Raw genomic sequence first — 20,612 nt, forward strand, 5'->3', positions numbered from 1 at the left:
GTCAGGCCACCCTTTGGCCGTCTTGGCCGAAATACCGGCAATGAGCCGGGTTCATGTAGAAACTGTGATCCTCGCCAACCTGATAGGGGTGCACGCCAGCGGCCAGCGACACCCAGGCGTCATCCCCATGCTGGAAATGCGCGCTGGAATCCGAGCCGGACAATTCGGTCACAATCACACGACCGGTCAGTTCGACATCCGCGTCCGATGTGCGGAACGGCGTGACCCGGTGCGGGCGCACGGCGACCATGTAATCTCCGTCGGCCATGTCCGCGACTGTCCAGCCGCCGCCACCGGCCAATTGGGCTTGGGCACCCGAAACGGTGATACGCGCCACATTGATTGGCGGATCCGAAAACACGCGCGCGGCGGCGATGTTTTCAGGGTTGCGGTAAATGTCTGCGGTCGGGCCGAACTGGGTCACGCGACCATCTTCCATCAGGGCGGTATGTCCACCCAGCAGCAGCGCCTCTTCAGGTTCCGAGGTTGCATAAACCACCACGGCGCCACGACCCGCGAACAGGTCCGGCAATTGCTCGCGCAGTTCTTCGCGCAGCTTGTAATCCAGGTTCGCCAGTGGTTCATCCAGGAACACAGCGCGGCTTTCCTTCGCGATGGCGCGGGCCAGCGCCGTGCGTTGTTGCTGTCCACCCGACAGTTCGTGCGGGCGACGGTTCAGCATCGGGCGCAGTTGCAGCAGGTCGGCGGCCTCTTCCACGCGGCCCTCGATCTCGGACTGCGCCATGCCGGCCACGCGCAGCGGCGACGCGATGTTGTCGAAAACGGTCATATGCGGGTAGTTCACGAAGAACTGGTGCACGAGGCTGATCTGACGCTTCTGCGTGTTCAGCCGGGTCACGTCCTGCCCGTCCATGAGGACCCTGCCCGAGGCGATCGGGTCCAGTCCGGCCATCATCTTGATCAATGAGGTCTTGCCCGATCCCGTCGCGCCCAGCAGCACGTTGAAGTGACCTGTGTGCAGGGTCAGGGTCGTGGGCTTGATATGAATGACATTGCCGACCCTTTTGGTGGCGTCTTGAAGTTCGATCATGTCCGTGGGTTCCGATCCCGCAGCGCATCGCGCTGCTTTGGTCTTGAGATGGGGGCGCCTGATGCGGCACCCCCGGGGTTTATTGGCTTACTGGGACTGCCAGCGCTGAACCAGTTCGTCATAGTTGACGGTCTGGCCCTGCGGCTTTTCGTTCTCCAGCTTGGCCTTGGGCGAGCCCGCTTTTTCCAGCCAGAAGTCCGGATCCTGCGGTTCGTTCAGACGCGGGCCACAGCCACCGTAGACACCGGCGCTTTCATCCGCGGCCTGCATACGGGCCATGGTGATGTCCATCTCTTCAGCCAGACGGTCCATCGCCTCTTGCGGGGTAAAGGCGCCCGAGTTCACGTCACCGATCTGCTGCCACCAGATCTGGGCCAGCTTCGGATAGTCCGGAACGTTGATGCCGGTCGGCGACCATGCCACACGGTCAGGCGAGCGATAGAACTCGACCAGACCACCCAGCTTGGGTGCGCGCTCGGTGAAGCTCTCGTGGTTGACCGAGCTGTCGCGGATGAAGGTCAGACCCACATGGGACTTCTTCACATCGACAGTCTTGGAGGTCACGAACTGAGCATAGAGCCACGCTGCCTGAGCACGATCCGCGGGGGTCGACTTGAGGAAGGTCCAGGAACCCACGTCCTGATAACCAACCTTCTGGCCTTCTTCCCAATAGGGGCCGTGCGGGCTGGGCGCCATCCGCCACAGCGGCGTGCCGTCGTCATCCACGGTGTTGTTGCCTTCGGACTTCGGCTTCACCATGTCGGCGGTGAAGGCGGTGTACCAGAAGATCTGCTGGGCCACGTTGCCCTGGCTGAGCGCCGGCAGCGACTGGTAGAAGTCATAAGACGCCGCACCCGGAGGCGCATAGGCACGCAGCCACTCATCCCATTTGCGGATCGCATAGACCGCAGCCGGACCGTTGGCAGCACCACCGCGGGACACGGATGCACCAACAGGGTTACAGGTGCCCGCTTCCATGCGGATGCCCCATTCATCAACCGGAATGCCGTTCGGCTCGCCGACATCACCGGCACCGGCCATTGACAGCCAAGCATCGGTCATGCGCCAACCAAGGTCAGGTGCGCGCTTGCCGTAGTCCATGTGGCCGTAGATCGCTACGCCGTCGACCTCTTTCACGTCGTTGGTGAAGAACTCGGCGATGTCCTCATAGGCCGACCAGTTGACCGGAACGCCCAAATCATAGCCGTACTTCTCTTTGAACGCGGCCTTGTTGGCCTCGTCATCGAACCAGTCCTTGCGGAACCAGTAGAGGTTGGCGAATTGCTGATCCGGCAGCTGATACAGCTTGCCGTCCGGGCCGGTAGTGAACTGGATACCCATGAAGTCATCCAGATCCAGCGTCGGCGAGGTCGTCGCCGCCCAGTCACCCGCCATCATGTCAGTCAGCGGATAGGCCTGTTGCAGACGCGAGTGGGTGCCGATCAGGTCACTGTCGTTGACATAGCCGTCATACAGGTTCCGGCTCGTTTGCAGTTGGGTCTGAACTGCTTGGACAACTTCACCTTCACCGAGGATCTGGTGATTGACCTTGATTCCGGTGATCTCTTCGAACGCCTTGGTCAGAACCTCTGACTCGTAGGAGTGGGTCGGAATGCCTTCGGACAGGACGTTAATTTCCATGCCCGCGTAAGGTTGTGCAGCTTCGATGAACCACTTCATCTCGGCCATCTGTTCGTCTTTCGACAAGGTTGATGGCTGGAATTCGTCGTCGATCCAACGTTGTGCTGCGGCTTCGTCGGCCCAAACGGGACCGTGCCCCGCAATGACGGCAGCCGCCGCCACTGCGGAAAGTAGATGTCTCCGCATCTGTCTCCTCCCAAAAATTATGGCTATCCGGCGCAGACCGGATGGCGCACAGCATCAGCGATTTTTTGCATATGTGTCAAACTAATTTTTTAGTAAATAGGAGGAAAAAGGGGTAACTATCGGTTTTTAAGTGATTTTCAGAATGGCAAGTGATCCGGCGGCTCAAGGTGGAACTTCGCGCAGTGGCTTGATGCGTTCCAGTAATCTCTTCTTGCCAAGTTATTGATTCTTTGAAAGCTGTCCGGAAAATCGCGCGTATTGGCCTTGATGCGATTCAAGATATTTCAATTGCGCGAATTGGTGGTGGCAGCGAGTGGTTTTGAATCAGGGAAATGGCAGCCCGTAGGGGAATCGAACCCCTCTTTCCAGGTTGAAAACCTGGCGTCCTAACCGATAGACGAACGGGCCATTTGGTCCAGTCAAGCACAAGTGGTAGCCCGTAGGGGAATCGAACCCCTCTTTCCAGGTTGAAAACCTGGCGTCCTAACCGATAGACGAACGGGCCACGCTGGCTTGTGGAGGGCCTTTTACGGATTACCTTCCCCCCCCGCAAGCCGAAAAACGCAGCGCTGCGAAACTTTTTTGGCGGCTTCCGGACCGGGTTCAATTTGCCTGCGCGGCGTCCTCCAAACGCAGTTGAACGCTCTGTCGTCCGCCCCAGGTGTTCACCTCAAGCCGCCCCGCGAAATGGAACCGCGCGCCACCATGATTGGACAGCTTGTCACCTATCGGACCATCAAAGGCACCGAAGGCGATTGCGTCCAGACCGGCGCCCACTCCGTCGGACAAAGACAGCTTCAGATGGGTCTCCCCGACACGCTTGGCAAACCGGACCTGGAGTTCGGGCAGGGCATAGCGCGGGGCAGGGGCGCTGGCACCGAAGGGGCCCGCTTTTTCAATCTGTTCGATCAGGTCAACCGTTGCCGCGCCGGGCATCAGGGTGCCGTCAAGCTTCAGGTCCGCCGGGCCGCCTTCGCCCGCGCCCTGTTTGGCCAGCAATTCGCTGAGCCGTTGCATGGCGGGCTCTAACTGGTCGCGCATCACGGTCAGGCCAGCCGCCATCTTGTGGCCACCGCCTTTGACCAACAACCCCTCGGACGCCAGGCGCTGAATCGACGCCCCCAGATCGACGCCGGAAACCGACCGGCCCGAGCCCTTGCCCTCGTCCCCGTCAAAGCCGATGACGATCGCAGGCCGGTTGGCGGTTTCCTTGAGACGCGAGGCGACGATGCCCACGACGCCGGGATGCCACCCGTCTCCGGCCGCCCAGACCAGCGGCGTATCCAGACCCCGTTCCTCGGCCTGTTCCATCGCTGCGGCACGCACGGCGTTTTCGATATCGCGCCGCTCGGTATTCAAAGCGTCCAACCGCTGAGACAGGGCCTCGGCCTCGGTCATCGAGTCTGTGCTGAGCAGTCGCGCGCCCAGATCGGCCTGACCGATGCGCCCGCCCGCATTCACCCGGGGGCCAAGCAGGAAACCCAGGTGATAGCTGTTTGGTGCCGAATCCATCCGGGCCACATCGGACAAGGCGACAAGTCCCGGGCGTTGCCTCTGGGCCATGACCTTCAACCCCTGTCGCACCAGCGCCCGGTTCGCCCCAATCAGCGGCGCCACATCCGCAACGGTCGCCAGCGCCACCAGGTCCAGCAGGCCGATCAGGTCCGGGCCTTTTTCCCCTTTCTCGCGCAGTTGACGTCCGGCTTCGACCAGCATCAGAAAAACAACTCCGGCCGCGCAGAGATAGCCCAGCTCACCGCTTTCGTCCTGCCGGTTCGGATTCACCACGGCGGCGCAGTCGGGCAGGGTTTCACCGCCCAGATGGTGATCAAGAACGATCACATCCGCGCCCTTGGCGGCCGCGATAGGTTCGTGGCTGAGCGTGCCGCAATCCACGCAGATGATCAGGTCATGTTTCGCAGCCAGCTCCTGCATGGCCGGGGCGTTGGGGCCGTAACCCTCGTCGATCCGGTCGGGAACATAAAGCGTCGCCTGCAGGCCCATCTGGCGCAGCCAGACCAGCAGCAGAGCGGCCGAACTGCCGCCGTCGACGTCATAATCCGCAAACACCGCCATCCGTTGTTTGGCCCGAACCGCGGTAAGGAACCGGGTTGCTGCGGTTTCCATGTCTTTCATGGATCGCGGGTCGGGCAACAGTTCCTTTAGCTTGGGGTCCAGAAATCCCGCAGCCTCCATCGCAGGGATCCCCCTCCGGGCCAGAACCTGACAGACCGCGCGCGGCAGGCCGGCCTGTTGCACCAGCATTTCTGTCGCACGCTCCACATCAGCGGTTGGGCCAACCCAGCGCCGACCGGACAAAGATTGTTCAACCCCAAGAAAGCTCATGACCTGCCCCTGATGTGCCAAGGCCGGACCCTCTCGGACCCGGCCTTCTTACCTGTATGGATACCCTTGCGCAGGGCAGGGGTGCAAGCGGTTAGGCGTTGTCGTGGGACCACATCGGCGTGCGGTAGGACATGCGACGGACCGAGCCGGTCTTCGACCGCATCAGAAGGGTTGTTGTTTCAACCCAACCCGGTTCGCGCTTGATGCGCGGCAGCAGCGAACCGCCGGTCACGCCGGTCGCGGCAAAGATCACGTCGGCTGTCACCATCTCATCCCGCGCATAGACGCGGTCCAGATCAGAGATGCCGGCCTTGGCCGCGCGGCCACGTTCGTCGTCGTTGCGAAACAGCAGGCGGCCGAATATCTGCCCGCCCATGCATTTCAGTGCAGCAGCGGCCAGAACGCCTTCGGGGGCACCACCCTGGCCCATATACATGTCGATGCCGGTCACTTCGCTTTCGGCGCAGTGCATGACGCCTGCCACGTCGCCGTCGGTGATCAGGCGGATCGAGGCGCCGGTCTCGCGCACTTCGGCGATCATCGCCTCGTGCCGGGGGCGTTCCAGAATGCAGACGGTGATGTCCGCGGGTTCACAGCCCTTTGCCTTTGCCAGCGCTTCGACCCGCTCCCGCGGGCTCATCTCCAATGTGACGACACCTTCGGGGAAACCGGGGCCGATGGCCAGCTTGTCCATGTAAACGTCGGGCGCGTGCAGCATCGACCCGCGCGGGCCCATCGCGATCACCGTCAGGGCGTTGGGCATGTCCTTGGCGGTTAGCGTCGTGCCTTCCAGCGGGTCCAGCGCGATATCCACGCCGGGGCCGTTCCCGGTGCCGACCTCTTCACCGATATACAGCATCGGCGCTTCGTCCCGCTCGCCTTCGCCGATGACGACCACACCTGCGATATCCAGCAGGTTCAGCTGTTCGCGCATTGCATTTACTGCCGCCTGGTCGGCAGCTTTTTCGTCGCCTCGCCCAACAAGCGAGGCCGAGGCCAGCGCAGCCTGTTCGGCGACACGTGCCAGGCCCAGAGACAGCAGGCGGTCGTTGAAGTCAATTTTGGCAGCACTCATTTTCGGTATCCTCGGGTAAGTACAGGCGTTTTATCCGGCATATCCTGCGTTTTATGCAGGCCGCAAGTGTCAAACCTCTTCAATGCGCAGCGCGACGGGGTCCCCGGAGACGACGTCGGTCGCGCGGAAACCTTCCAGAGCAACGTCCAGCGTGGCCCGCGTGGTTCTGTGTGTGACGATCAGAACCGGTGCGGTGCTTTCGGAGTGTCCGTACTGGCGCATCCGGTCAATCGACACTCCGGCATCGCCCAGAATGGCGGCCACTTTGGCCAGCGCACCGGGTTTGTCATACAGCGCAAGACGCAGATAATAGGGGGCGGGCAGGCCGGTAATTGCCGGGATCGCGTCCTGCAATGTTGCCGCCGGGCGGCCGAAGGTCGGGATTTGCAATCCGCGCGCCAGATCGCAGACATCGCCCATCACGGCGCTGGCTGTCGGGCCTTCGCCCGCGCCCGGTCCGCGTAGCACAACCTGTTCAACCGCGTCGCCTTCGATCACCACCATATTGGTGCCGCCCTCCAGCTGTCCCAGGGGCGAGCCGCTGGGGACCAGGCAAGGCTGCATTCGTTGCTCCAACCCGCGGGCGGTGCGCTGCGCAACACCCAGCAGTTTGATGCGATAGCCCATATCGGCGGCCTGATGGATATCATCCAGACTGATCTGCTGAATACCCTCGATCTGAATTCCGTCGAAATTCGGCTTTGTTCCAAACGCGATCGAGGCCAACAGCGCCAGCTTATGCGCCGCATCAATACCCCCGACGTCCAGGTTCGGATCGGCTTCAAGATAGCCCAGTTGCGCGCATTCCTCGAACAGCGCGTTATAGCCCAGCTCCTGCGATTGCATGCGGGTCAGGATATAGTTGCAGGTGCCGTTCATCACGCCCATGACGCGGGTGATCTCGTTACCCGCCAAACCTTCGGTCAGGGACTTGATGACCGGAATTCCGCCCGCAACAGCGGCCTCGAACCGGATGACGCGTCCCGCGGCCTCGGCTTTTTCGGCCAGCTCCTGACCATGTACCGCCAACAATGCTTTGTTCGCGGTGACCACGTCTTTGCCCGAGGCCAGCGCCGCCTCGACCGAGGCTTTGGCCGGGCCGTTTTCGCCGCCCATGAGTTCGACGAAAACATCAATGTCATCGCGCTTTGCCAGGGCCACAGGGTCCGTTTCCCAGGCGTAGTCCGACAGGTTCACGCCACGGTCCTTGTTGGCATCCCGCGCGGCGACGGCGACGATTTCAACCGGTCTGCCGGTACGCGCCTGCAACAGATCGGCATGCCGGCGCATAATCCTGACGACACCCACACCAACCGTTCCCAAGCCCGCAATTCCCAGCCGCAGCGCCTGTGTCATTCCGTGGGTTCCTTTCCGCTCGAATTTCCCTGGTTTCGGACCTTTGCCCGTTCAGCGCTGCCTTAGCGGGTTCGGCGCAAGGGTGCAATGCGTCGTGGCTGTAAGTGGGTTGTTGAAAACGGATGGCTTCAGTTGATTTCCGCACGTTGAAGCCGGCGCGCTTTTTTCCGCAGCTCTTTGCGCCGCGCGATCAGGTCTTCTTCGATTTCGGCGGCCTCGCTTGCCGGGTTCACTGGCGGCCCCAAAGTTTCCTGCAGCGGGATGAGGCGCGGGTAGCGCGCAGATTGCACCTCTGGCAGTTCGCTGTTCTCCAGCTCCGGGAAGTCGGCGCATCCGGTGCAGACAAGCGCTAGGATCAGCAAAGGCAAAGGCTTCATGCGGAACCCTTTCAAGGTCGGTTGCAACCGTGATGCACCTTTTAACAGGCTGGTTCAAGCGGGGTTCTATATGAACAAACGTTCAGATACGGTGAGGACATGGCACGTACTCAGGGTTCTCATTCCGACATCACCGGACCGCGCATTCGCGAAGCGGCTTTGGGGTTGTTCGCTCGTCACGGTTATGCGGCGGTATCAATGCGTCAGATAGCGGGCGAGGTCGGCGTGCAGGCGGGTGCCCTGTACAATTATACCCCGGATAAGCAGAGCCTTCTGTACCGCCTGATGCATGATCACATGCAGGATCTGTTGTCAGCCTATGCCGAGTTGGAAAAACCAGCGGACGCAGCAGATGCGCTGCGCCGCTTTGTCGGGTTCCACATCCGCTTTCACCTGCAGCGGCCGGATGAGGTGTTCATCGCCTACATGGAGCTGCGCAACCTGACGCCCGAGAACTTTCTGGAAATCGAGGCGCTGCGCCGTACCTACGAAAACTCGCTTGAGGCGATCCTGCGCGACGGGCAGAGGGCCGGGCTGTTTGACATCGCAGACACCAAGATCGCAACGCTTGCCGTGATTGCCATGCTGAACGGGGTCATGACCTGGTACCGTGCGGGCGGACGCCTGTCGCTGGACGAGGTCGAACAGGTCTACTGGGATATGGTGCGCCGCGCCGTGTCAGCCTGACCCGCCCGTTGGGCGGGTCAGAAGGTTCAGTGCGCCGGGCGGATGAAGGTGCCATTCCGCAATTCCTGAAATGCCTGTTCCAGCTCGGTCCGCGTATTCATTACGATCGGGCCGTGCCACGCGACGGGTTCGTCAATCGGGGCACCAGAGATCAGTAGGAAGCGCACGCCGTCCGGCCCGGCCTGAACCGTAACCTCGTCACCCGTTCCAAAACGAACCAATGTCCGGTTGCCGGACATGTCCCGGATATTCACCTCCTGACCGGCAACCTCTTTTTCCAGAAGGATGCCCGTGGGTTGCGACGCGTCGGCAAAGGCGGCCTGGCCCTGGAATACATAGGCGAAAGCCCGGCGGTAGGTATCAATGCGAAAGGTCTTTTTGACACCGGCGGGAATCTGTACGTCCAGATATTGCGGATCGGCCGCAATTCCGTCGACCGGCCCGGTTTTTCCCCAGAACTCACCCACGATCACCCGTACAATCGTACCGTCGTCGTCGGTGATCTCGGGAATGTCCTTGCTTTGGACGTCCTGATAGCGTGGCGCTGTCATCTTCTGATCCGAAGGAAGATTACCCCACAGCTGGAACCCGTGCATCTGGCCGGTCGTGTTCCCCTTGGGCATTTCCTGATGCAGAATCCCTGATCCGGCGGTCATCCACTGAACATCGCCGGCCCCCAGCGTCCCGCTGTTGCCGAGCGAATCCGAATGCTCCACCGTACCGGCCAGAACATATGTGATCGTTTCGATTCCCCGATGCGGGTGCCACGGAAAGCCTGCCTGATAATCCTGCGGCCGCTCGTTCCGAAAATCGTCGAACAGCAGGAACGGGTCCAGTTCCGAAGGGTCCTGAAACCCGAACGCGCGATGCAGCTTTACGCCCGCACCCTCCATCGTCGGAACGGCCTTTCGGGTTTCTAATGTTGGTCTTAGGGACATTGTGTCCTCCTGATGCTTTTGACCACATCTAACCTGTGCGCCTGTGGGGTCAATTTGCGCGAAAAAACGGATCATGTGCAAAAATCCGCGATAGATAGCCCTCTGTCTTTCCGGATGCAAAGCAGCTAAACCCAGTTGAAAAGAGCAGGGGACGGAAATGAACAAAGACATATTGGCCACAGTGAAAGCATCCCCGCCACGGCGTTGGCTGGGCGTCGGGATGCTGAGCATTGTCGGTGGATTGGTCCTGTACGTGGCGCTTGCACGACCGCCAGAGCCGCAGTGGCTGGTCTTTCTGCTTGCGGTCGGCGCTGCGGCCTTCTGGCTGGCGTATCGCATGTGGACCGCGACCCATGATTGGATCGAGTTGACTCAGACGGAACTCAGAACCGGGGCAGGGCACATAATCGCGAGGGTAGAGGATATACAGTCCGTGGACCGGGGCGTCTTTGCGTTCAAACCCTCAAACGGGTTTCTGCTAAAGACGCGGGACGGCGCGGAAAACAGTTGGGCACCTGGGCTGTGGTGGAGACTAGGCCGCAGGATTGGCATTGGCGGTATGACGGCGCCTGCGGAAACCAAGTTCATGTCCGAAATTCTGTCGGCAATGATTGCCGACAGAGCATAAATTCACACGTCCGCCGCGATTTCGTTGGTAAAGCGCGGGCGGGTGAACACGAAGTTTTTGAAGGTATAGTTGTCATCTACCCAGCCGGACCCGAATACCGGTTCGTATGTGTTCGAGGTTTCGACAATAATCAGCGTGTCCTGGTTCGGCATTGGCGGCAGGCTGTCGCGCATGTTCGAGATGTTGTCATCAGTCCAGATGCCGTCATAGCCGCGCGAAGTCGACCAGCGGACGTAATGGCGATCATCATCCCCGTCATAAACGATCAGCGAAACCCGCAGGTTCATTTCCGACCCGTTGTTCACCATCCTTTGCATCAATTCGTGCAGGGAATCGACATATGTGTTCGTGATCATCTGCGTCTCGCGTGAGATAAGATCCCCAAGCGTGTAGGCTGCCTTGAGGTTCGAGGCGCTTTGCCGGAAGCCTTCAAAAAAGGTGAACGCGCCGGTAATCGTCCAGACCAGCATCGGGAAAACCAGCACGGCCTCGACGGTCAAAAGACCGGATTCATCGCGTGCGGTGCCCCCAAGGCGACGACGGATTCTAGGGAAAAGGCGCATCATTAAGGCTCCTGAACGAAGGCGGTTGTCGCTGTCAGTGCGATCTGACCGGTATCATCAACCAACGCGCGTCCCATGGCCGAAGTCGGGAACACGGGATCGACCTTTGCGCAGGCGCGCAGGATCATCAGTTCGTTGGAAAGACCGTTGTTGAACTCGCGCACCGGTTTGACTTCTTCCGAATTGTCGGTGCAGTCCGGCTCGACGGGCAGGTCCACACCCGCAAAGGCGTCCTGGATAATCATTTCCAGCCGCAGGTTCGTGCTGCAGCCTCTGACCACGCCCGCCCTGGCGCAGATCGAGTCTTTGATCTGATCGTGGGTGGGGTTGGTGCCGGTGCCGAGACGGATGTCGCGCACCGTCTGGTCCACGGCTCGTTCCAGCATCGCCTGCTGCATCGTCACCAGCGAATATTCCATTGCGCTGAGGATGAAGAACATGAACACCGGAAAGATCAGGACGAATTCGACCGTCACCGAGCCGTCCTCGGATTTCCTGATCTTACGCGCGCGCGCCAGAGATTTACGGATCATTGTGTCAACCTCAGCTTCTTGATCGAAGACGCGATGGATTCAAACGCCTTCTCCAGATTGATGCCGCTCACGTCGTAGACATGGCTGTCCGAGCTGGCACAATCCTTGATCGTATTCAGACCGCTTGTCGGTGCCTCGAACGCAATGCCATAGATGATGACACCTTTGTTTCTGGCGGCTGCGCAGATGTTTTTGGTTCTGGTGTTCTTGGAGCTTGATCCGACGTAGCTGTAGAGGTCGCGATACCATGTCTGAACCGGATCCGACTCGAACTCGTAATTGACGACCGCGTTCCAGTAGACCGAGGCCAGGTTGAAAAGCTGCGGATATGTCAGCCGTGTCGCCTCACCCGGTTCGTTTTCACCGTGGGGATAAGACGCGTACTGTTCCTGCTGAGACCAGTAGTACCGGTCCGGGTCGGTCGAGACACGTACGCTGTATTCGCCCTTGTCACCGTTCCAGCGAACGTAGTCAGGGTTGTACCAGACATCCGAAAGACCGTCGCGGTAATCGGAATGCAGTTTGTACTGGTTTGTGTTCTTACCGTCGGTCATCACAATGACGACCTTAAGAACGTCCTCTTCGTAAGCCATCGGACGGTTGCTGAATTTGGCCGGCACAATGCCTTCAGTGGCCAGATCGTTGATAACGCTCCGGAATTGCGGGTCCACCATCGCCGAACCCCATTTCATGCCGATATCAATCGAAGTGTTTCCACTCGGCGTCAGGGCGTCGATCTGATCATGCAGGAAATTGATGTCGTCGGTCATCGCGGTGATTTCACTGCCTGCACGAACAGGGCAGATCGGCGCCGCGATCGGCGTTTCCGAATTTGTGAAAACATCGAAATGCGCCGTCCGCTGCAACGTTGTTGTCGGGCTCAGCCCGGCGGTGTTGAACTGGCTGGACGTGAAGTTGACGCAGTGCGAATAGCTGTGCTCGGACGACACATTCGTGAATTTGTCCAGAATGTCGGCACCGGCGTTGACCTGAGTTGCGTAGGGGACGATCGACATCGAGATTTTGCTCTCACCCGGTTTGTCGAGCATCAGCGTTACGAATTCCTTGGCCGCGCTTCTTAGCGCTGCGATTTTCGAAACGCCGGGCGAGGCCGAGGCTCTGCTCATCGAGCCGGACATATCAAGCACCAGCGAAATCTCGACCGCACCAATGGATTCTTCCGCCGTGCTGGCGGCGTTGGCGGTCAGAGAGTGGATGCCGGAAAAGCTCATGAAATGCGTATCGACGACGGCTTCGGCAGTGGCCGACACGATGCGCGTGCCAATACCTTCCTGCACGCTGACCGTCTTGAGCTTGTCGAGAAGCCCGGCCTTATCCAGATAGGACTCCACCACATCCCGCGGCGGAAGGGTCTGGTCCAGGTCCGCGGCGGCAAGAACCGCGCGATCCAGAGTGGACTGCAGGTTCGCCCTGTCGCGCTCATAGTTCATGAGGTCGACGCCCATCCCCGTCGTCGCGAAAATTACCAGGAACCCGAGCAAAACAAAAATCGTGAACGTCCCGTCTTCGTTTCTCGAAAAACCCCGGGCCGCCGAAACACTGTCTTTTATTCTTTTAGTGCCGCTTTGAAATACGCGCGTTACCATCTTGATGACCTCGCTGAGCAGACATCCAACACTGCTAAGGAAAAGTTAACATAAGGAAATTACCGTCGAATCGTGGCGGGAATTGGGCGAGAAAGCCCCGGATATCGCCTCTTTGCAGGTATTTGCAGGATAATTTGACGGCGTTGGTTGTCGTTGTTTTCGATTGGGCGACAATTCGACCAACACGCGCTGGCAACGGCGACTCAGCGCGTATCACCGCCATTTCCCCGTTTTTTTCGCTTTATTTCTGCTTAATTATTGATCGTTTACGCATAGGGTGCGACAAAACGTCAGGACGCAAGTCGTTCGCTGGCACGGAGGATTAAATGACGGCCACAAATGAACCCAGCTTTCGCGAAAGTGTAGATCTCATGTTCAACAGGGCGGCGTCTCTGATGGACCTGCCCCCGGGGCTGGAGGAAAAAATCCGGGTCTGCAATGCCACCTACACGGTGCGGTTCGGCGTGCGCCTGCGGGGCGAAATTCACACGTTCACAGGTTACCGCTCAGTCCATTCCGAGCATATGGAGCCGGTCAAGGGCGGTATTCGATATGCGCTTGCCGTGAACCAGGACGAGGTCGAGGCGCTTGCCGCCCTGATGACCTATAAATGCGCTCTGGTTGAGACCCCGTTCGGTGGATCAAAGGGCGGCTTGTGCGTCGATCCGCGGAAATACGAAGAACATGAAATGGAACAGATCACGCGGCGGTTCGCTTATGAACTGGCCAAACGTGACCTGATCAACCCCTCGCAGAACGTTCCGGCCCCGGACATGGGGACGGGCGAGCGTGAGATGGCCTGGATCGCGGACCAATATGCGCGGATGAACACAACGGACATCAACTCGCGCGCCTGCGTGACCGGCAAACCCCTGAACGCCGGCGGGATCGCGGGGCGGGTCGAGGCGACCGGGCGCGGCATTCAATACGCGCTGCGCGAGTTCTTCCGCCACCCCGAGGATATTCAGAAGGCTGGTCTGTCGGGCACTCTCGATGGCAAACGCGTCGTCGTGCAGGGGCTGGGCAATGTGGGCTATCACGCTGCAAAGTTCCTGAGCGAAGAGGACGGTTCCCGGATCGTCGGAATTATCGAATGGGACGGCGCGCTGTATAACCCTGACGGGATCGACGTTGAATCGGTGCGTCAGTGGATCGTGAAGCATGGCGGCGTCAAAGATTACCCCGATGCCACCCATTCCGCAGAAGGCGCCGAGGTGCTGGAAGCGGAGTGCGACATCCTGGTCCCGGCGGCGCTGGAGGGCGTCATCAATCTGGGCAATGCGGACCGCATCAAGGCCCCTCTGATCATCGAGGCCGCGAACGGTCCGGTAACAGCCGGCGCAGATGAAATTCTGCGCAAGAAGGGCACCGTGATCATCCCTGATATGTATGCAAATGCCGGTGGTGTGACGGTTTCCTACTTCGAGTGGGTCAAAAACCTGAGCCATATCCGATTTGGCCGGATGCAGCGCCGTCAGGAAGAGGCGCGCCACGAACTGATCGTCAGCGAGCTTGAAAGGCTGGATCGCTATCTCGGCGATGCCTGGTCGATGTCTCCTGACTTCAAGGCCAAATATCTTCGCGGCGCGGGCGAGCTGGAGCTGGTGCGCTCGGGCCTGGATGACACGATGCGTATCGCCTATCAGTCCATGCGCGAGGTCTGGCACAACCGCGATGACGTGGAAGACCTGCGGACTGCGGCGTATATCGTCGCTATCGATCGGGTGGCCAAGAGCTATCGCGCCAAGGGGCTTTGATTTTTCAGGGGGCGATCCGGTCTGCACCGGGCCGCCCCATCGCAACGGGTCTGCGCGCAACACGCATGCCCGATGTCTAAAACGGCGATGGAAGGCCAGTTCGACCGGCGTTAAGCTGCTGCGACAGAAACGAATCCGGGAGACCCCCATGTTGCGCATTGCCATCGCGGCCGTATTGCTGGCCACACCTCTGGCTGCTCAGGAAAGCAAGGAACAAAGCTGCCAGTATCAGGCGGATGTTGTTGCGGCGATTCAAAAGGCCCGGCTGGACAAGGTGAAAGAGCGCGACGTGCCGCAGGCTGTTGCGGACACAGCGCCCAACTGGCCCGAAAACTACAATGCCGCGATTCCGTTGATCACCCCCTGGGTGTACGAGCAAAAGATGCGCGACGTTCGCAAAAAGGACCTGAGCGCGGCGTGGTTGGAGCTGTGCCTGCAGCAATAATCCACAGAGCCCGAAATTCTTTGTGGACAAACGCGCGTCATACCCTTGGCGCGCGTTCCCGTTTCTGCCAAGTTTGACCCATGTCACTGCCCCCCGGATTTCTTGATGAACTGCGCACCCGGCTGAGCCTGTCTCAGGTTGTCGGCCGAAAGGTCATGTGGGATCAGCGCAAGTCCAATCAGGGCAAGGGCGATATGTGGGCACCATGTCCGTTCCACCATGAAAAGACGGCCTCGTTCCACGTTGATGACCAAAAAGGGTTCTACTACTGCTTTGGCTGCCACGCCAAAGGCGACGCGATCAGCTTTGTTAAAGAGACCGAGAATGTTTCCTTCATCGAAGCGGTTGAGATTCTGGCGCGTGAGGCCGGGATGCCTATGCCCGCACGCGACCCAAAGGCGCAGGAAAAACAGGATCGCCGGTCGCAACTGGCCGAAGTGATGGAGCAGGCCGCGCAGTTCTTTCGCCTGCAACTCAAGACCGGGGCAGGGGCTGCGGCGAGCGACTACCTGACCCGCCGCGGGTTGCAGGATCAGGCGCTGGAGCGTTGGGGAATTGGCTTTGCACCTGACGGCTGGCAGGTACTTTGGGATCATCTGCGCGGTAAGAACGTGGCCGAAGACCTGATCCTGGGGGCGGGTCTGGCCAAGCCCTCGAACAAGGGCAAGAAACCCTATGACACGTTCCGCAACCGGATCATGTACCCGATCCGCGATCCACGCGGGCGCTGCATCGCATTTGGTGGTCGGGCGATGGACCCGAATGATAACGCCAAGTATCTGAATTCCCCCGAGACGGACCTGTTCGACAAGGGGCGCAGCTTGTACAACCACGGTCCTGCGCGTCAGGCGGCGGGTAAGGGGCAACCGCTGATTGTGGCGGAGGGGTACATGGACGTGATCGCGCTGGCCGAGGCCGGGTTCGGTGCCTCTGTCGCGCCTTTGGGAACCGCGATCACCGAGAACCAGTTGCAGTTGCTGTGGCGGATTTCAGACGAGCCGATCATCGCGCTGGACGGCGATACGGCCGGCTTGCGGGCTGCCATGCGCGCGGTCGATCTGGCGCTGCCGCTGCTTGAGGCCGGAAAATCCCTGCGGTTTGCTCTGATGCCCGAGGGTAAGGACCCGGACGACCTGCTGCGTGCCGAAGGGCCGGGCGCGGTTCAGGCGGTTCTGGACGGGGCCATCCCCATGGTCAAGCTGCTGTGGCAGCGCGAAACCGAAGGCCGCGTGTTCGACAGCCCCGAGCGTAAGGCGGCGCTGGACAAGACGCTGCGTGACAAGATCAAGCTGATCCGCGATCCGTCGATCCGGTCGCATTATGGTCAGGAAATAAAAGACCTGCGGTGGCAGTTGTTTCGCCCGCAACGCCCGTCACAAGGCCGGCCATGGCAATCTCGTGGCAAATGGGAGGCGCAGAAAAAACCGGCGACACCGGGTGCGCGGTCGTCGTTTCTGGCGTCTTCCGAAAACGCGGAAATTCAGCTGCGCGAAGCGGCAATTCTGGCCATTGCCGCGTTGAATCCGCAGGTTGTTGTGCAATTCGAACATCAGTTGGATGAGATGGAATGCCGCGATCCGGACCACGCGCTGCTGCGCGCGGCCATTCTGAGGCATGCAGTAGATGACCCGGACAATCTGAAAGACCATATTGCGGAAACTTTGGGGCCCGATGCCCTTGAAAACCTGCTGGCCCTTCGCCATGTCGCAGTGATCCCCTGTGTGTACAAGCCAGGCGACGTTGAAAAGGCCGAGATGACGCTGGCCGAGGAACTCGCAAAGATCAAAGCGCTCCGGGGGTTGGATGCTGAAATTGCCGAAGCCGAAGAGGAACTGTCTGATCTGGCCGATGAGGCGCTGACCTATCGGCTGGCGCAAGCCGCCGAGGAACGCAACCGCACAAGCCGCAGCCAGAATGAAGACAGGGCCGTTTTCGACATCGCCGACAACGGCGCGCGAATCAACCGCGACGAGAAAGACGCGTTCAAGGCAATCACATCCGGTATCAAATTCGAGCGAAAACGCAGATAAAGTGGTGTTTTCGTAAGGCACTGGAAAAGAAAAACAGGTAAACGGGTGGCCGAATCACTTTCACGCGCTAATGATTCGGTTCAAACGAATCACCCATCCCTGCAGGAGCATTGAATGGCCGCCAAGGATACGAACGAAGACCGCAAATCCGACGAGCAGGAACAGGAAATCTCGCTGGACATGAGCCAGGCCCAGGTCAAGAAGATGATCGCCGAGGCCCGCGAGAAAGGTTACATCACCTACGACCAGCTCAATCAGGTTCTGCCGCCTGATCAGGTCAGCTCGGAACAGATCGAAGACGTGATGTCGATGCTGTCCGAAATGGGCATCAACATCATCGAAGATGAAGAGGCCGAAGAGGAAGAGAACAAAGGCTCGACCGAACTGACCACTACAGAAAGCAACCGCGAGGTTGCACTGGCTGGTGCCGCCACCGAAAAGCTTGACCGCACAGACGACCCCGTCCGCATGTACCTGCGCGAGATGGGCAGCGTCGAACTGCTGAGCCGTGAGGGCGAGATTGCCATCGCCAAGCGGATCGAAGCCGGGCGGAACACCATGATTGCCGGTCTGTGCGAAAGCCCGCTGACCTTCCAGGCGATCACTATCTGGCATGACGAATTGCTGTCCGAAGACATTCTTCTGCGCGACGTCATCGATCTGGAAACCACTTTTGGCAACCAGTTGGATGAAGACGGCGACGTGGAAGAACCGGTTGTCGATACCTCGACGGTTCAGGCTGCGAAGCCGGCCAAGGAAGCCGGGCCGGAACTGGACGCCGACGGCAACCCGATCGCCAGCGACGATGACGATGACGAGGACGATCAGGCCAACATGTCGCTGGCCGCGATGGAAGCGGCCCTGAAAGATCAGGTGCTGACCACGCTGGAACGGATCTCGACCGATTTTTCGATGCTGTCCGAAATGCAGGACAGCCGGATTTCGGCGACGCTGAACGAAGACGGATCGTTCAGTGAAAAGGATGAAGAGACCTATCAGAAACTGCGGGCCGAGATTGTTGAGCTGGTGAATGGTCTTCACCTGCACAACAACCGGATCGAGGCTCTGATCGACCAGCTCTATGGCATCAACCGCCGCGTCATGTCTCTGGACAGCGCGATGGTGAAACTGGCCGACCAGGCGCGGATCAACCGTCGCGAGTTCATCGACGCCTATCGTGGTCGCGAACTGGACCCGAACTGGTTGGCCGAGATGGCCGAAAAGCCGGGCCGGGGCTGGCAGATGTTCATCGAACGCTCAACCGCCAAGGTTGAGGAACTGCGCAACGACATGGCTCAGGTCGGTCAGTATGTCGGTCTCGATATCCCGGAATTCCGCCGCATCGTGCAGCAGGTTCAGAAGGGCGAGAAAGAGGCGCGGCAGGCTAAGAAGGAAATGGTCGAAGCCAACCTGCGTCTGGTGATCTCGATCGCCAAAAAGTACACGAACCGCGGCCTGCAATTCCTTGATCTTATTCAGGAAGGCAACATTGGCCTGATGAAGGCGGTCGACAAGTTCGAATACCGCCGCGGGTATAAGTTCTCGACCTATGCGACCTGGTGGATCCGTCAGGCGATCACGCGGTCTATCGCTGATCAGGCCCGTACGATCCGTATTCCGGTGCATATGATCGAAACGATCAACAAACTGGTCCGCACCGGCCGTCAGATGCTGCATGAGATCGGCCGCGAGCCGACGCCGGAAGAACTGGCCGAAAAGCTGCAAATGCCGCTTGAGAAGGTGCGCAAGGTGATGAAAATCGCCAAGGAGCCGATCTCACTCGAAACGCCGATAGGCGACGAGGAAGACAGCCAGCTGGGCGATTTCATCGAGGACAAGAACGCCGTGCTGCCCTTGGACAGCGCCATTCAGGAAAACCTCAAGGAAACAACCACCCGGGTTTTGGCCTCTCTCACCCCGCGCGAGGAACGGGTTCTGCGGATGCGCTTTGGTATCGGTATGAACACCGACCACACTCTGGAAGAGGTTGGCCAGCAGTTCAGCGTGACCCGCGAACGAATTCGTCAGATCGAAGCGAAGGCGCTGCGCAAGCTGAAACATCCCAGCCGGTCCCGCAAATTGCGATCCTTCTTGGACCAATAAGAAGAAAGGCGCCTCAACCGAGGCGCCCTTTTTTTTGATCACGCAATCCTCACGTTGTCCGCTGCGGCGATCAAATTGGCGGGAACTCACAAGTCTAAGGTTCCGCGCCTTTCTATATCCGGTGTGTCCACTCATGGGACAGGCCGGGGCGAGGCCGCAAGGCTGACGACCCCCGGCTGCCGCCCTCAGCGTTTCACCGGAAAATCCAGACGGCTCCGGAATGTGCTGGGCGCCTGACCGGTCCAACGCCTGAACGCGGTCGAAAAAGCGGGCTGATCGGCATATCCCAGCGAATAGGCGATCTCGGACAAGGGCATCCCGTTTGTAATGAAGGTCTGCGCCAGATCGCATCGGAGGTCATCGACGATATCCCGGTAACTTGAACCTTCGTCCTTTAGCCGCCGGGCAAAGGTGCGCGGGCTCATGCCCAGATTTGCGGCCGCTTCGTCGGCCTGAATGATCGAACCGGGCAGCGAGCGTGTGATCAATCCTTCGACCTGCGCGCGCAGCTTTTGTTTGGGCGAGCGACGCTCGGCCAGGATGCGTTCGCCATATTCCAGCAGGTGTTCGCGCAGGTTTGAGTCATAGGTCGGGACCGGCGTGTCCAGCGTTGACGGCGACAGCACAATTTCCAGCCGCTCAGCGCCGAACACGACCGGACATCCGGCCAGTTTCTGAAAGCTGCGCCTGTTGTCGCCGACTTCGTGCTGAAAGCGAACCTCGATGGGAAAGAAATTCGTCTGGGTCAGGCTTCTCATACGTGCCAGCCCGGCAAAGATAAGGAATTCCGTGCGCCGGTGGTATCGCGCGAAACTGGCGTCCTTCCATTCAGCTTCGACAGCGGCAAAGTTGCCGGCCAGTCGCAGGCTGAAAAAGATCGCCGGGTCGATGATCCCGTGAAAGCGCGATGTGTTTTCAATGACCTGTTTCAGGTCGCGTGAGTACTTGCTGATATATGCGGTCAGGCTGGAGGATGACGAAAACGCAAGACCGGCCTGTGCGGCAAATGTGACATCGCCCAGCACATCGCAAGCGTATCGTACAAACAGCGCTTCCTGATGCGCGCTGTAGGTGGCTGCGGGGGGTGCGATGGCGCTACGGCTGAGGTCGCATTTTTCGAGGATACGATCAGCCACGACAGGATCGTTCGCCCGTTGATCAAGCGTTCTGGTCAACAACCGGATACGGGCGATATCGACGTCCATGGCTTTTTCTAATGTGGTTTCAGCGGATTTGCACGTATTTGCAGACGGTCTGACCATTTCACATCCGCGCAATGCGGACATAGC

At 59.5% G+C, this 20,612-nt stretch carries 17 protein-coding genes and 2 tRNA genes; 6 read left to right on the forward strand and 13 right to left on the reverse strand.

All coding sequences use genetic code 11. The features are described 5' to 3' along the window. Position 1: 1 nt before the first annotated feature. From ACR0D8_RS03555 to ACR0D8_RS03590, 8 genes are all read right to left on the reverse strand, one after another. Complete coding sequence (locus ACR0D8_RS03555) at positions 2–1,051, reverse strand: ABC transporter ATP-binding protein (RefSeq protein ID WP_480644651.1); 1,050 nt, start codon at positions 1,049–1,051, stop codon at positions 2–4. Positions 1,052–1,138: 87 nt separating this feature from the next. Beyond that, positions 1,139–2,878 (reverse strand): ABC transporter substrate-binding protein, encoded by a 1,740-nt coding sequence (locus ACR0D8_RS03560; RefSeq protein ID WP_475159497.1) that lies wholly within the window; start codon positions 2,876–2,878, stop codon positions 1,139–1,141. 333 nt (positions 2,879–3,211) lie between these two features. Then, positions 3,212–3,286: transfer RNA gene (locus tag ACR0D8_RS03565), tRNA-Glu, on the reverse strand. Between the two features lie 22 nt (positions 3,287–3,308). Continuing rightward, positions 3,309–3,383 (reverse strand) — tRNA-Glu (locus ACR0D8_RS03570). A 98-nt stretch (positions 3,384–3,481) separates the two neighbouring features. Then, on the reverse strand, positions 3,482–5,224 hold the full coding sequence (recJ, locus tag ACR0D8_RS03575; RefSeq protein ID WP_480644654.1) for a single-stranded-DNA-specific exonuclease RecJ: 1,743 nt from the start codon (positions 5,222–5,224) through the stop codon (positions 3,482–3,484). A 91-nt stretch (positions 5,225–5,315) separates the two neighbouring features. After that, complete coding sequence (gene glpX / locus ACR0D8_RS03580) at positions 5,316–6,299, reverse strand: class II fructose-bisphosphatase (protein ID WP_480644655.1); 984 nt, start codon at positions 6,297–6,299, stop codon at positions 5,316–5,318. A gap of 69 nt (positions 6,300–6,368) precedes the next feature. Continuing rightward, positions 6,369–7,655, reverse strand: coding sequence for a homoserine dehydrogenase (locus ACR0D8_RS03585; RefSeq protein ID WP_480644656.1), 1,287 nt, complete (start codon positions 7,653–7,655; stop codon positions 6,369–6,371). Between the two features lie 128 nt (positions 7,656–7,783). Further along, the gene (locus ACR0D8_RS03590; protein WP_480644658.1) at positions 7,784–8,032 is read right to left on the reverse strand and encodes a hypothetical protein; all 249 of its coding nucleotides are present in this window, start codon (positions 8,030–8,032) and stop codon (positions 7,784–7,786) included. Between the two features lie 99 nt (positions 8,033–8,131). Here ACR0D8_RS03590 and ACR0D8_RS03595 point away from each other — a divergent pair, with 99 nt between their 5' ends. Further along, a complete protein-coding gene (locus tag ACR0D8_RS03595) occupies positions 8,132–8,719 on the forward strand; it encodes a TetR/AcrR family transcriptional regulator (RefSeq protein ID WP_480644660.1) in 588 nt (195 codons plus the stop codon). Between the two features lie 26 nt (positions 8,720–8,745). Here the strand turns inward: ACR0D8_RS03595 and ACR0D8_RS03600 are convergent, their stop codons facing one another. Next, complete coding sequence (locus ACR0D8_RS03600) at positions 8,746–9,657, reverse strand: pirin family protein (RefSeq protein ID WP_480644661.1); 912 nt, start codon at positions 9,655–9,657, stop codon at positions 8,746–8,748. 157 nt (positions 9,658–9,814) lie between these two features. Here ACR0D8_RS03600 and ACR0D8_RS03605 point away from each other — a divergent pair, with 157 nt between their 5' ends. Further along, positions 9,815–10,285, forward strand: a complete 471-nt coding sequence (locus ACR0D8_RS03605) for a hypothetical protein (RefSeq protein ID WP_480644662.1) — start codon at positions 9,815–9,817, stop codon at positions 10,283–10,285. Between the two features lie 2 nt (positions 10,286–10,287). On the opposite strand, the gene ACR0D8_RS03610 is transcribed toward ACR0D8_RS03605, so the two are convergent. Genes ACR0D8_RS03610 through ACR0D8_RS03620 form a run of 3 tightly spaced genes read right to left on the reverse strand, consistent with a single transcriptional unit; the run spans position 10,288 to position 12,988 of the window. Then, positions 10,288–10,851 (reverse strand): TadE/TadG family type IV pilus assembly protein, encoded by a 564-nt coding sequence (locus ACR0D8_RS03610; protein WP_480644664.1) that lies wholly within the window; start codon positions 10,849–10,851, stop codon positions 10,288–10,290. After that, positions 10,851–11,381, reverse strand: a complete 531-nt coding sequence (locus tag ACR0D8_RS03615) for a TadE/TadG family type IV pilus assembly protein (protein WP_480644666.1) — start codon at positions 11,379–11,381, stop codon at positions 10,851–10,853. The genes ACR0D8_RS03610 and ACR0D8_RS03615 overlap by 1 nt, the downstream gene beginning before the upstream one ends. Further along, positions 11,378–12,988 (reverse strand): pilus assembly protein TadG-related protein, encoded by a 1,611-nt coding sequence (locus tag ACR0D8_RS03620; RefSeq protein ID WP_480644667.1) that lies wholly within the window; start codon positions 12,986–12,988, stop codon positions 11,378–11,380. The genes ACR0D8_RS03615 and ACR0D8_RS03620 overlap by 4 nt, the downstream gene beginning before the upstream one ends. A 326-nt stretch (positions 12,989–13,314) precedes the next feature. On the opposite strand from ACR0D8_RS03620, the gene ACR0D8_RS03625 reads away from it, so the two are divergent. The 4 genes from ACR0D8_RS03625 to rpoD all read left to right on the forward strand — a co-directional run bounded on the left by ACR0D8_RS03625 (position 13,315) and on the right by rpoD (position 19,323). Further along, positions 13,315–14,745, forward strand: a complete 1,431-nt coding sequence (locus ACR0D8_RS03625; RefSeq protein WP_480644668.1) for a Glu/Leu/Phe/Val family dehydrogenase — start codon at positions 13,315–13,317, stop codon at positions 14,743–14,745. Positions 14,746–14,893: 148 nt separating this feature from the next. Continuing rightward, positions 14,894–15,190 (forward strand): hypothetical protein, encoded by a 297-nt coding sequence (locus ACR0D8_RS03630; protein ID WP_480644669.1) that lies wholly within the window; start codon positions 14,894–14,896, stop codon positions 15,188–15,190. Positions 15,191–15,270: 80 nt separating this feature from the next. Continuing rightward, on the forward strand, positions 15,271–17,220 hold the full coding sequence (dnaG, locus tag ACR0D8_RS03635) for a DNA primase (RefSeq protein ID WP_480644671.1): 1,950 nt from the start codon (positions 15,271–15,273) through the stop codon (positions 17,218–17,220). Positions 17,221–17,334: 114 nt separating this feature from the next. Next, entirely contained in the window at positions 17,335–19,323 is a 1,989-nt protein-coding gene (gene rpoD, locus ACR0D8_RS03640) for an RNA polymerase sigma factor RpoD (protein ID WP_475159531.1), read from the forward strand. Between the two features lie 185 nt (positions 19,324–19,508). Here rpoD and ACR0D8_RS03645 read toward each other — a convergent pair whose 3' ends face one another. Then, on the reverse strand, positions 19,509–20,528 hold the full coding sequence (locus ACR0D8_RS03645) for a helix-turn-helix domain-containing protein (protein ID WP_480644672.1): 1,020 nt from the start codon (positions 20,526–20,528) through the stop codon (positions 19,509–19,511). Positions 20,529–20,612 lie beyond the last annotated feature (84 nt).

This window comes from Ruegeria sp. BG10, assembly GCF_056538575.1.